Raw genomic sequence first — 13,396 nt, forward strand, 5'->3', positions numbered from 1 at the left:
GTATATTAAGCGTTATTTAACATTAAATTTTATTGCTGAGGGTGGTGAAATCATGAATGAAAAAGAGCAGCGCATCCTTTATCTAATTCAAGAAAACCCCTTTATCACTCAAAACGAGCTGGCAGAAAAGTTGGAATTATCAAGACCTGCTATAGCAAACTATATTTCCACTCTTACCAAAAAAGGAAAACTTGTTGGACGAGCATACATTTTACCTAAGGAAAAACATATTACTTGTATAGGTGGGGCAAATGTAGATCGAAAAGCTCAGGTAATAGGTTCAGCTCAATATGGAACATCAAATCCAGTCACTTCTTTTAAATCAACTGGGGGAGTTGCACGAAACATTGCAGAAAACCTAGGTAGATTAGAGAATTCTGTTTCTCTTTTAACACTTGTAGGAGATGATTCTGAAGGTGATTGGTTATTAGAAAGAAGCAAACCTTATATCGATATGAGTTTAATTTATAAAATTCCGAACAGTAATACAGGAGCTTACACAGCAGTTATTAATTCTGATGGGGAGATGGTCATAGCTTTATCTGAAATGTCTATTATCGATCAGATGGAAGTATCTCATGTGCAAAAAAGGTGGGGGCGTATTGCTGGTTCCGATTTAATATTAATAGATACAAATTTACCTTCTGATGTCATTGAATACATCATAAAACAAAGTTACAGCAAAAACATTCCAGTTTGTATTGCTTCTGTTTCATCTCCTAAGATCAATAAAATTCCTAAGGATTGTACAGGAGTGATTTGGTTGATTTTAAATCGAGATGAAGCCGAAACTTTAACAGGCATTTCTTTAACTGAGGAAAACAACTATAAAAAAGCTGCAGATTTAATGATCGCAAAAGGAATAGAAAATATAGTGATTACACTTGGAGAACAAGGCATATTTTTTGCTACTGACAAAGGAAAGTCAGAATATATTCAACCTCCACATATCCAAGTTCAAGATGTAACAGGAGCTGGGGATTCACTAATAGCTGGAATAGTTTATGCCACACTTCAAGGTGAGGACATACAAACGGCTTGCAAATATGGGATGTCCTGTTCAGCAATTACTTTACAAACCAATGAAACAGTACATTCTGGCTTGAACAAAAATATGCTGCATGAAGGTTATACAACTTATTTTAAAGGGGAAGATCAACATGAATCTTAAGTCATTCATAGAATATTCACACGAGGTATTAGAAGCCAAAAATAATAAAAAACCGGTGGTTGCTTTAGAATCCACGATTATCTCTCATGGAATGCCTTATCCACAAAATGTAGAAACAGCGAAGGCAGTGGAACAGATTATTCGTGACAATGGTGCTGTTCCTGCTACTATTGCTATCATCAATGGAAAAATAAAAATAGGACTAACTGAAGATGAAATTGAATTTTTAGCAAAAAGTGATGAAATTGAGAAAGCGAGTCGAAGAGATTTACCCTATTTATTAATGAAAAAGAAGAATGGTGCTACAACCGTGGCCGCAACGATGATTTGTGCTAATTTAGCAAACGTTGAAGTATTTGTAACAGGAGGAATTGGGGGTGTGCATCGTGAAGCGGAAACAACGATGGATATTTCAGCAGATTTACAAGAACTTGCTAAAACGAATGTAGCAGTCGTATGTGCTGGTGCAAAATCTATTTTGGATATCGGTTTAACCTTAGAATATTTAGAAACGCATGGTGTACCTGTACTTGGATATGAAACAAAAACGTTACCTGCTTTTTATTCACGTTCAAGTGCATTTGAGGTTGATTATCAAGTGGATTCAACAACTGAAGTTGCTGAGATGATTGATACCAAATGGAGATTAGGTTTAGATGGTGGGATTGTCATCACAAACCCAGTTCCTAAGGAGGATGAACTTTCACCCGAATTTATGAATCAAATTATTGATCAAGCATTATCAGAAGCTAAGGAAAATAACATCTCTGGTAAAGAAACAACACCATTTTTATTAGATAAGGTAAAAGAATTAACAAAAGGTCAAAGCTTAGTTACCAATATAGCACTTGTGAAGAACAATGCTAATATCGGCGCACAAATTGCAGTTCAGCTTCATGCTTTAAAGAAGTAAAATAAATAAACAAATAGTGAATATTCTATTTTAAAATTAGATGAAGACGGTGAACAACTATGTTGAACATCGTCTTTTTAGTATAATTAAATTATAAGTTAATCAGTACCTGTGAACATTTTGTGTAATTGATGAAAATGAATGTTACATTTGTTATGATCTTTTAGGGAAAATTAATCTAAATATGCTTGTTCAAAAAGTTCTTTTCATAAATTTATAGATAAAAAGGTGATTTTCATGTTTAAAAAAATAGGAGTTGTTGGGGCAGGGACAATGGGTCAAGGCATTGCAGAAATGCTTTCCAAAAAAGGGCTCGAAGTCTACCTTGTAGAAAGAACAGAAGAAAAGTTAGAACAATCATGGAATAGTATTGAAATCAGCTTAGATAAACAATTGGAGAAGTGGGCAATCACGGAAGCAGAGAAAAAATTAACCCTATCTAAAATAGAGAAAATTACAAATGTACATAAGCTATCTGAATGTGAAATGATCATAGAAACGATTACTGAAAATTTACGTGATAAGAAAAAAGTATTTGAAATGTTAGATGAAATTTGTTCTCCAGATGTTATTTTAGCTAGTAATACTTCAACATTAAGTTTAACGGAGCTGGCAAGTAAAACAAAGCATCCTGAAAGAGTAATTGGACTGCATTTTTTACACCCTGTTGCTGAAATAGATTTAGTGGAAATTATAAGAGGATTAAGAACATCTGAAGAAACCTTTCTAAATACACTGAACTTTGTGCAAGATACGATAGAGAAAAAAGGGATTATGGTTTACGAATCCCCTGGATTTGTTACCTCCCGTTTGATTTGTTTATTAATTAATGAGGCACTTCATACATTAGAGGAAGGTGTGGCGTCTGCAGAGGATATTGATACAGCAATGAGACTTGGGTATGATTTCCGTTATGGTCCGCTTGAAATGTGTGATCGATTTGGATTGGATGCTGTTTTGGCAGCGTTGGATCGTTTATTCCGTGAATTTGGAGATTTGAAATATCGTCCATCTTATTTATTGAAGAAGATGGTAAGAGCTGGTAATCTTGGAGTGAAAACAGGAGAGGGATTTTTTAGATATGATGTGGATGGTGATCGGATATGAAAATATTAGTGATCAATGCGGGTAGTTCATCTTTAAAATACCAACTATATAACATGGAAAATGAATCAGTACTCGCAAAGGGAAGAGTGGAAAGAATCGGTTTTGAATCCTCAATATTGTCTCATGAACCTGCGGGTAAACCTGAAGTAACAGAAGTGAGTGAGATTCTAGATCACACAACAGCTATAAAAAAAGTAGTTCAAATGTTAGTTCATCAAGAACATGGTATAATAAAATCTGTTGATGAAATTGAAGCGGTTGGCCATCGCGTAGTGCATGGCGGGGAGAGTTTTTCTACCTCTGTCATCGTAACACAGGAAGTTAAACAGGAAATTAAAAAATTGTTTGATTTAGCTCCACTACATAATCCTGCTCATATGATGGGAATTCAAGCAGTTGAGATAACAATGCCAAACATTCCTCAAGCAGTTGTGTTTGATACCGCATTTCATCAGACCATGCCAGCTTCATCTTATCTTTATCCAATACCTAAGGCATTATATAAGAAGTACAAAATAAGACGCTATGGATTTCATGGAACATCTCATGATTATGTAAGTCAAAGAGCTGCTGAATTTTTAGGTAAAAATCTGGAAGATCTTAAAATTGTCACCTGTCATATAGGAAATGGAGTAAGTTGTACAGCTATAAAAGATGGTAAATCTTTTGACACTAGTATGGGGATGACTCCATTAGAAGGATTAATGATGGGGACACGAAGTGGTGATTTAGATCCTGCTGTTGTACCTTATATTATGGGGAAAGTAGATTTAAGAATATCAGAAGTGAATTCCATGTTAAATAAACATAGTGGGCTCATGGCTATTTCAGGACACAGCAGTGACATGAGAGAAATTGAAGAGGATATGAATGAAGGCGATGCTAATGCTAAGCTTGCTTTCGATATGTATGAATATCGGTTGCGAAAATATATTGGCTCCTATGCTGCTGCAATGGACGGTATGAATGTGCTTGTATTTACGGCAGGGGTTGGTGAAAACTCAGTTACTTTAAGAAAAAGAATTTGTGAACAATTGACCTTTTTTGGAATTGAAATAGATGATAATATGAATGAGACTAGGTCTTCTGAAGAACGTAGAATTTCATCCAATAATTCAAAAGTAGAAGTGTTAGTAATTCCTACGAATGAAGAATTAGTTATTGCTAGAGATACTTATAAACTTATAAAGTAATTAAGGGAGTAAAGATTCAATTAAATTCGATGTAAAAGGGTGATGGTATGAGTAATAAATGTTTAGTTCGTGAAGTAGGACAATATGTTGGACAAGAAGTAACAATCGGATGTTGGGTTCACAATAAAAGATCAAGTGGAAAAATTCAATTTTTACAATTAAGAGATGGTACTGGTTTTATCCAAGGTGTCATGGTTAAACAAGAAGTAGAAGAAGAGATATGGTTAGCAGCTAAAGAGTTAACTCAAGAGAGTTCTTTATATGCGACAGGAATTGTAAGAGAAGAAGAAAGAAGTCCTTCAGGATTTGAGCTGACTTTAACTGGTGTAAAAGTCATTCATCTAACAAAAGATTATCCGATTACTCCGAAGGAACACGGTGTAGACTTTTTAATGGATCATCGTCATTTATGGATGCGTGCTCCTAGACAACGTGCAATTTTAGTGATCAGAAATGAAATTATAAGATCAGTACATCAGTTTTTTAATGAAAAAGGGTTCACAATGGTGGATGCACCGATTCTTACGCCTTCATCATGTGAAGGAACGACAGAATTATTCCATACAAAATATTTTGAAGAGGATGCTTTTCTTTCACAGAGTGGACAACTCTATATGGAAGCAGCTGCAATGGCATTAGGGCGTGTATATTCCTTCGGACCAACATTCAGAGCGGAAAAATCAAAAACTCGTAGACATTTAATCGAATTTTGGATGATTGAACCTGAGATGGCATTTGTAGAACATGAAGAAAGTTTACAAATTCAGCAACAATTTATTTCCCATATTGTACAATCGGTATTGAAAAATTGTCAAAAAGAACTTAAGTTTTTAAAGAGAGATTTAAGTAAACTTGAACAAGTTACAGGGGATTTTCCTCGTATAACATACGATGAAGCAATTCAATTTTTACAGGATAAAGATTTTGATATTAAATGGGGAGAGGATTTTGGAGCTCCACACGAAACAGCGATAGCCGAACATTATGATAAACCTGTGTTTATTACGCATTATCCAACAGAATTAAAATCATTCTACATGAAACCTGATCCAGAACGTCCAGAAGTCGTTTTATGTGCGGATCTTATTGCCCCTGAAGGATATGGTGAAATTATTGGAGGAAGTCAAAGGATTGATGATGTACAATTAATGGAACAGCGATTTGCAGAGCATAAATTGTCCGAGGAAGCATATCAATGGTACATGGATTTAAGAACGTATGGTTCAGTTCCTCATTCTGGTTTTGGTCTAGGCTTAGAAAGAACGGTGGCTTGGATTTGTGGATTAGAGCATGTTCGTGAAACGATTCCATTCCCACGTCTGCTATATCGTATGTATCCATAAGATAATGTTCAAAAAGTATGGAATAACCTCCTTTTTGAACCAAAAACAGGATCAAAGAGGAGGCATTATTGAATGAATAACAACTTTGACATCTCACAAATTTCAAAAGGAATTCAATTGGGTATAAAAGAGGGGACTGTATCCGTTCCTAACCTACTATTAAAATATTATAAAAAGTTAAACCTTTCTGAAGTGGAAGTGATGATGATCATACATATCCTTTCTTTTAAGGAAAAAGATCACAAAGATTTCCCAACATTAGAGGAAATTCAATTCAGAATGAGTGTCCCTCCTGATCAAGTGATTTATTTTATGCAAAAAATGATGAAGGACGGAATTTTAAACATAGATGAACAGATTGATCCTGTTACGGGCATGCAGTCAGAGCGATATAATTTAGAAGCTTTAAATGAGAAATTAATTGAATGTTATATGGATGATATTTTGATGTCTGATTCAATTGAACTAGATCATAATGAGATTGAATTACAAAATGAATCAAATCTATTTTCTGTTTTTGAAAAAGAGTTTGCTAGACCTTTATCACCCATGGAGCTTGAAACGATATCTGGTTGGATAGATCAAGATCAATATAAAGAGGAACTTATTTTGGCGGCTTTAAAAGAAGCAGTTTTTGCAGGAAAAGTTCATTTTCGATATATTGATCGGATTTTATTAGATTGGAATCGAAATCGAGTTTTTACTGCTCAACAAGCGAAGGATTATTCGCAGAAGTTTAGAGGTGCAAGATAAATTTTAATTTTTTAAACCGTAGAAAGCTATTAATAGTTAAGATGACTATTGATAGCTTTTTTTGATTTTAAAGTGAAAAATAATTGCACACTTGCCTAGTTAGAGCATATACTGCCATTGTTAAAACATATCAAGGAGGAAGTGTCTTGATCATGAGAAACAATGGGACAAATCGTGATGTATCTCCTACAACAAGTAAAATTTATGTAGGGCAAACTATTAGGACCTACATTCCTGGTTATGGGAATGTTCGCGCATACGTAAGGAGTTTAAATCAATTAAATGGAATGGCAGAGTTGGATATACAAACTGTTTATGGTAGTTGGCAGCCAATTCAAGTTCATTATTCTAATTTGATTGAACCAGCTCAGCCTCCAGTACGGATAAATCTTTATGAAGTATTAAATTGTATGAACAATTGGGTTAAAATTAACCTAGTCGACGGTACTGTTATTACTGCCTTTCTTAAATCCATTAATATGAATCGAGTAGAGGGTTTTGTCTCTCACAATGCTTATAAATCAATAACATGTCAAGGAAAGGTTATAACGAACGAAGAAGAAGCAAAGCCTTGCATCAATCGGTGGGTTACAGTGATGCTACACAATGGTATTTCACTATCCTTTTATTTAACAAGATATGACCGAAACTATGTTGGTGGATATTTAAGGGTATCTGAGCTGCTTCCATTATTAAATCAGGTAGAGTCTATTGATTGTTTAAGGAAGTGGAGATAGACTGATGCATAAACTTTAGGCTCAATAGATTGAAAAGCTTCTTCACGGGGTTTAAAGTGTACCCTTTGTGACAGAAGCTTTTAATATATGAATATTAACATCCATTATCGTTGAGTAATGGTTCATCTATTTTCATTAACTGACTCTGAACTATAGTAAGGCCAGGCACTGTGAATCCATCGGCATCTGCTGCAAAAGTATTTACAATGACATTCTTACTACCTGGATGCTTAATTCGGATTTCATAGTGTACAGTATTTAAAGTATCATCAAATTCTTTTGTTTCATTTGGACCTAATACTACTACTTCATCGAAATTAACTACAGGTGGGGATGGGACCCAATCTATGACTTGAAATCTAACCATTTCTAATTTTTTTGAGCTGAAGTTTACTAGTTCTATGTGTGCATTCACTGTTTGTTCTGTTATATTTAATACTCCTGTTGATAAAACCTTCTCTTTTGTTTTTACAGGTCTATTCATTGAAACACCTCCTATCATCTTAGATATCATATTGTATGCTTGATAGGTTACTAATGTATAGACAAGTAACTCATGGTATAAAAAAAACTACTCCTATCTATTAATAAATCACTTTGAAAAAAACTACTATTGAACCTCTCGTTGAGGAAGTTTAATGCTTTACCTTGACTAGCCTCATATCAGAGAAGTAAAAAGGCGTGACAGTTGAGGTCTAAGGAGTAAAATTCAATTTTGTTAAAAATGCATCTGTATCACCTTCAAATGTAAAAAAGAGAGGCCTATTTTCCTTATCAAAAACCATTAAATAGGGAGCTTCTCGTCTAGAAATTATAATGATGACTTCATCTACAAGCTCATTTATCCATTGGTTTTTTACCAAGACACTAGGATCTAAAGGGATTTTCACTAAATACCCTTCACTTGGAATGGGGTCAATCCTAACATATAATCCAGTAATACCTTTAAGAAATTTCTCTGCATCCTGTTGTAAGTCTGAATTGAGTTGCACATTTTTAATGACTTCCTCCTTACTTATGTCAAAAATTTCAATTTGTTTAGTGGTTTGTGCAATAACAGTTTCGAAAATTAAACTAATAAATATTATCAGTATTATTTTTTTTATCATCTGAATCCACCTCATTGATATTATTCCCTAAAATTGAAGGTGGTATTTCAGTTGGTAGATTAATTTACTCCTATCATTAATCCAATTTTCAGATCCCTCTATTACTTTCCTTCCATAATCAAGAATCCATTTGATGATATGTATGCCGAGGGTAATTCTATACACTGATGATAATGAGAGTCTCTAAAATAACTCTCCTTTTGTTGTTTTAAAAGAAAGATTGATCATTTAAAAGAAAGTTTGATCTTTTAAAAGAAAGATCGATCAATTGTAAGAAAGACAGATCAAAACTCATGAATTAGAAAATGATTCATGAGTTTTTTAAATTCTTTTATTCAACAATTGGGCCAGATCGTATTATGAGGTTAGCCAGTTATTTCTGGTTGACCTCATTTTTTTATAGGTCGTATTCTTTAGGTAGCCGGGGTAGAACGTTTGGGCCAGTGGGACTTGATCCCGTCCACAAAACTGTTCACCCTCTACTTGTAGAAACATGTGTGAGGCTGGTTGGGACGTAGATCTCGTATAACAAGCGAAGAAATGACACTACAAGGGAAATAGGGGTACCGGCAATGAGATAGTGAGAGGGAGTGTTATACATGGATCCAGTCATAGGTCTGGATATTGCAAAAGGAGAAAGTCAAGTTCAAGCCTTTTTACAAAAGAAAAGTTCATACAAAAAGAGCTTCAAATTTGAACATCATTTAGATGGTTTAGATGTATTTTACAAGTTTTATAAAGAGGTAGAAGCAGAGGCTGAAAAGGCTCCAGTTGTCATATTTGAGTCTACAGGTCATTATCATGAACCTGTCGTGCAATTCCTTGAAAGGGAAAGAATCGTCTACATTATGGTGAATCCTATTATTTCTCATGGAGCTAAAAAATCGAGCATGAGGAAGGTCAAGACCGATGCCATCGATGCTTCTCATTTATGTGAGTTGTACTATAAAGAGGATTTGGAACCCTATCATAAGAAGAGTGTTCAGGTTTTAAATCTACGTAACTTAACTAGACAGCACGATGCGATAACTAGCTCTTATGTGCAGATGAAGCTACAATTTCTAGCTATTTTAGATCAGGTATTTCCAGAGTACAAGAAAGTGTTTGGCGATACGTATTCTAAGGTTTCTTTAAAGACATTATATTTATTTCCTACTGCAGAAAAAGTATTAAATAAAGATATTAATGACTTAGCTGAAAAAATGAAAGAGTTTTGCCAGAAGAGGTCTTATAAATGGGCATTGAAAAAGGCTGAGGAGTTAAAGGAGGTTGCTTCAAAGGATCCTTTTCAAAAGAATCTTTACGACAGCAACTTAGTCAGTCTAAAAATGTACATTGAAATTTTACTAGAATACCAAGAACATTTATCAAAGTTAAAAGACGAGATAGATACCTTAGCAAATGAAATAGAAGATTATCATATCCTTCATTCTATCCCCGGAATAGGAGATAAGATTGCAGCAACAATCATCTCCGAAATTGGGGGAATAGAGCGTTTTTCGCACCCGAAGAAACTAGTAGCCTTTGCAGGTATAGATCCAAGGGTCCATGAATCAGGCAAATTTAAAGCAACCTATAACCGAATAACCAAAAGAGGTTCAAGTAGACTTCGGCAAATATTATATACTGCTGTATTATGTGGTTTAAGAAAATCTCGAAATAGTAAACTTAAAGAGTTTTATCAGAAAAAGCGAGAAGAAGGTAAACCACACAAAGTTGCCATGATTGCTTGTGCAAATAAGCTCATTCAATGGATTTTCTACATTTTAAAACGTAAAGAGGCTTTTAGATAAACAGATACAACTATATATTTACTCCAAGACCATGATCTTCCAATAGTAATAGGAAGGTCTATTTGGTATGTTAAAAATTATTATATCACGGAAATTTATTTATTTTTAAATTAATTCTTGACCTTCTAGTAGCTGGTATTGTGAAATAGTTCCTTGTGGAAGTTAAGAAAATTTGAAATAATTATTAATTTAAAGGGTAGGATAGTTGAATAAGATTTCGGCATGTGGGGTGTTTTTCAAAAAAATGATGAATACATAAAAGAACTTCAAGAATACATAGTTGAGAATGGTATTAGATCAATTTGACAAACGGGTTTAAAATACTCCACATGTATGCGAATGGAAAGAAAAACCATCATACTTTGAAAATCATAAGATGGTATTTGTAAGATGTTATATTTCTTTTATTTATATGAAAAGAATGTGATATTATGGGAATATCTAATATGATTGATAAATTAACATAACTAGCCATTATAATTCAAGTGGTACTATTAATGATGTCTAATTCTAAATCAAAAATGAAATTAAGATTAGAGGCAATCTGACTTTTTCTGAACGGCTCAAATAAGTAGTCATTGTCTTACAGATAGGGTTATATTATAGCCTCAAAACAGTCAATTACATCTCTTCAGCAATATGGTGCATTATTGAATGAAAACTTTGAGGAATTTGAATTTTTTAAACGATTAGCGCTATAGTTTAATTTTAATTGTGAAGGTTAAAAAAGGGGGAAAAAATGAAAGTCTCAACTATATTGTATCTTATATTCGTTTTGATAATATTCGGAATTTACTATTATTATATTGAATCAATTGTTAAAGATGAAAAGTTATTATCATTGTTGATAGTCTTTATAATAGGGATTTTACTTAGTTACTCCTCAAAAAAAATCGACGAATCACATATCAAATTTTTATCTAAAAAAGTTGATCCTCAGCTTAGTGTATGGATATTGATCGGGTTGTTCGCTTTAATTTTAATTCCTATAATGTTTGGGCTATTTTAATAAATAAGAACAATGAAATTGGGAGTCACTAATCTTATCTTCAACAAAACTGGCTGATCTAATATTACGAACTGGCGCTATTCTCTAATAGAGAAGCGTCTTTTTTTATGGATGGGCCAGATTGTGGAACAAACTCTTCTGAAAATAACATCTGGTAACATTTACTTATAGTGAACATCCCTAGTATTATAATAAACTAGTTTAATAAGATAATATATGCCCAACTTATTATTATAACTTGTAGATTTTAGGAAAAGGTTTATGTTTTTTTAAATTTAATTAGCATGAATAAAAGAAGGGGGACATCCCTTTTTTATTATAGCTGAGGAGTTATTATATGAAGAAATTTAATATAAATATTATTTTTTTAATCATAGTACTTTTTTCCTCATTTTCATTTAATGTATATCAAATGAACGAGTTAAAAAAGGAAGGTAGAGAACAAAATCATATAGATCAAGAATTTTTATCAAGTTTAAGAATACTTAAACGTTCTCTAGAAAATGATTCAAGTTTATCATCACATGTTATCAGACATGCAACTAAAGCTGAAAGTCTTTCTAAATTTACCAGTTATTATGACGAGACTTATGTTGTGCAAGTTTATTCTATAGTATTATTAGATTATTTACTTCAGATGACTTATTTAAATAAAGATATAGATGACATAAGTAAAAAACAGGAATTAATCCAAGTATTAGATGAACTTTCAAAAGATCCTTTAGATGAACAGATGATGAGTGAATTACAATATCTGTTGATTGAATTAAAAAAAGATTATGACTTTAATTAACTGTTGAAGTGTAGTTTTTGCGTACCACTTATTTGATTTAGAGAGAGATACTGAATGAGCTACCAATACTGTTAATGCGACTATTGAAAGAATAATGAAAAATTGTAAATCTAATGATTATGATATATACCTTGAAAAATTATCTAAGTATTTCAGATTGCAAAAGTAACTTTAAAGAGATAGTAGAAGAAGGATTTAAGTTACAACTCAGTACATGAGGAAAGGATTAAATAAGATGAAACAAGTGTTAGAAAAAATAATTTATTTTGGTTTAACTGTTGGTATTTTTATTGTTTTATGGAGAATAATGGGTGAATTATGGGATGCTTTTGTGCCGTGGAATTATAAAACCGACCTATTAGGAATTTTTGTGGTAACACCAATAATAATAGTAGTTTCATTTATTTTATCGAGCTTGTGTTTTAAAGTTATAAGGGATTCTAAATGATATCAGTTTTTCGAATTAACGAGGAATATGATTATCTCGAAATTAAATCTTTAACAATATGGCGCTATTCTCTAATTGAGAAGCGTCTTTCTTTATAAATGTTGAATAACAGTGATAAGGAAATATGCTATATTGAGATAGTATAAATATGAAGCAACTAGGCTTGCTATTTTTTAAGAACAAACTATTTCATAATGTGAAAGGTTGATAATTATTCCGTGTGTCCATGAGTTTGGCATTATCGATGATTTTAATATTGGAAAAGATTATGGCTACTATGTCCCAAAAGAATATAATTGTATTTCAGTGGGTGATGATCTCATTAATGATCTTTCAAAGCACTTAAAAATAATGAAGAGTTACTTCCATTCATATTCAAGACCAGAATATGGCCTTGCATATTGGGGAGTTACTATTATTCCTCCTGAATCTCTTTCGCTGCTTTATGATGTGGTTGTATCTTCGCCAAACTTCAAAAAGTCTGACGAACTAACAAAATTGGCAGCAAAAATTATTCAATCAAAAGAAGAAAAAAAATATATGATACACTTTGGGATTTAAGAAATTGGTTTATTCAAGTAATGAAGAGTGTTAGTTAAACAATATTATGTTACTCCACAAACTGGCGCGATTATGGAATAACATGAGTAGAAAATGATCAATCTTTTTTATAAAAACCAAGTAGCTATTATTCATTTTAGAATCCATTTTGATCAATCTTTCTTTCAAAATGGATTCTTTTATTTACCATAGAATGTGCGTATGTATGAGGTTTTTAATCAAACTTTATTTTAAACCAACACCTTTATTATAGAATGTTCCGATTATAGGGAAAATTTGAATAAAATAGTAGACTTATATTTTGCAATTTGTTACAATAATGATTGGATTCTAGATAAATATTAAACTAACTTTCAAGTAGCCCGAAATCTTTTTTTGGCTGCTTTTTTATTATGTAATACTTCATTTTTGTTTCCTAAGAGAGGGGTAATAACAGTTAAATAACAATTATGAAAGTCTATAAAAC

General features: G+C 32.7%; 13 protein-coding genes. 11 read left to right on the forward strand and 2 right to left on the reverse strand.

What is annotated here, in order from left to right:
• Nucleotides 1-52: 52 nt before the first annotated feature.
• From VQL36_RS08130 to VQL36_RS08160, 7 genes are all read left to right on the forward strand, one after another.
• A complete protein-coding gene (locus VQL36_RS08130; protein ID WP_349248831.1) occupies nucleotides 53-1,171 on the forward strand; it encodes a carbohydrate kinase in 1,119 nt (372 codons plus the stop codon).
• Nucleotides 1,161-2,084: a pseudouridine-5'-phosphate glycosidase gene (locus VQL36_RS08135; protein WP_349248832.1), complete on the forward strand. Its 924-nt coding sequence runs from the start codon at nucleotides 1,161-1,163 to the stop codon at nucleotides 2,082-2,084. Before VQL36_RS08130 ends, VQL36_RS08135 begins: the two co-directional genes overlap by 11 nt.
• 237 nt (nucleotides 2,085-2,321) lie before the next feature.
• On the forward strand, nucleotides 2,322-3,191 hold the full coding sequence (locus VQL36_RS08140) for a 3-hydroxyacyl-CoA dehydrogenase family protein (protein WP_349248833.1): 870 nt from the start codon (nucleotides 2,322-2,324) through the stop codon (nucleotides 3,189-3,191).
• Nucleotides 3,188-4,384 (forward strand): acetate kinase, encoded by a 1,197-nt coding sequence (locus VQL36_RS08145; protein WP_349248834.1) that lies wholly within the window; start codon nucleotides 3,188-3,190, stop codon nucleotides 4,382-4,384. The genes VQL36_RS08140 and VQL36_RS08145 overlap by 4 nt, the downstream gene beginning before the upstream one ends.
• Nucleotides 4,385-4,431: 47 nt before the next feature.
• Complete coding sequence (asnS, locus tag VQL36_RS08150) at nucleotides 4,432-5,727, forward strand: asparagine--tRNA ligase (RefSeq protein WP_349248835.1); 1,296 nt, start codon at nucleotides 4,432-4,434, stop codon at nucleotides 5,725-5,727.
• 72 nt (nucleotides 5,728-5,799) lie between these two features.
• Nucleotides 5,800-6,480: a DnaD domain-containing protein gene (locus VQL36_RS08155; RefSeq protein WP_349248836.1), complete on the forward strand. Its 681-nt coding sequence runs from the start codon at nucleotides 5,800-5,802 to the stop codon at nucleotides 6,478-6,480.
• Nucleotides 6,481-6,632: 152 nt separating this feature from the next.
• On the forward strand, nucleotides 6,633-7,217 hold the full coding sequence (locus VQL36_RS08160) for a hypothetical protein (protein WP_349248837.1): 585 nt from the start codon (nucleotides 6,633-6,635) through the stop codon (nucleotides 7,215-7,217).
• A gap of 94 nt (nucleotides 7,218-7,311) precedes the next feature.
• Here VQL36_RS08160 and VQL36_RS08165 read toward each other — a convergent pair whose 3' ends face one another.
• Entirely contained in the window at nucleotides 7,312-7,701 is a 390-nt protein-coding gene (locus VQL36_RS08165) for a hypothetical protein (protein WP_349248838.1), read from the reverse strand.
• A gap of 211 nt (nucleotides 7,702-7,912) precedes the next feature.
• On the reverse strand, nucleotides 7,913-8,326 hold the full coding sequence (locus VQL36_RS08170) for a hypothetical protein (protein ID WP_349248839.1): 414 nt from the start codon (nucleotides 8,324-8,326) through the stop codon (nucleotides 7,913-7,915).
• 599 nt (nucleotides 8,327-8,925) lie between these two features.
• Between VQL36_RS08170 and VQL36_RS08175 the strand changes: the two genes are divergently transcribed.
• The 4 genes from VQL36_RS08175 to VQL36_RS08190 all read left to right on the forward strand — a co-directional run bounded on the left by VQL36_RS08175 (nucleotide 8,926) and on the right by VQL36_RS08190 (nucleotide 12,930).
• A complete protein-coding gene (locus VQL36_RS08175) occupies nucleotides 8,926-10,119 on the forward strand; it encodes an IS110 family transposase (RefSeq protein ID WP_349248840.1) in 1,194 nt (397 codons plus the stop codon).
• Between the two features lie 1,421 nt (nucleotides 10,120-11,540).
• Nucleotides 11,541-11,921, forward strand: coding sequence for a hypothetical protein (locus VQL36_RS08180; protein WP_349248841.1), 381 nt, complete (start codon nucleotides 11,541-11,543; stop codon nucleotides 11,919-11,921).
• A 214-nt stretch (nucleotides 11,922-12,135) separates the two neighbouring features.
• Nucleotides 12,136-12,369 carry a hypothetical protein gene (locus VQL36_RS08185; RefSeq protein ID WP_349248842.1) on the forward strand — a complete coding sequence of 78 codons (234 nt, stop codon included), beginning with the start codon at nucleotides 12,136-12,138 and terminating at the stop codon, nucleotides 12,367-12,369.
• A gap of 210 nt (nucleotides 12,370-12,579) precedes the next feature.
• Entirely contained in the window at nucleotides 12,580-12,930 is a 351-nt protein-coding gene (locus VQL36_RS08190) for a short-chain dehydrogenase (protein ID WP_413789565.1), read from the forward strand.
• Nucleotides 12,931-13,396 lie beyond the last annotated feature (466 nt).

This window comes from Chengkuizengella sp. SCS-71B (genome assembly GCF_040100845.1).
Classification (GTDB): domain Bacteria; phylum Bacillota; class Bacilli; order Paenibacillales; family KCTC-33759; genus Chengkuizengella.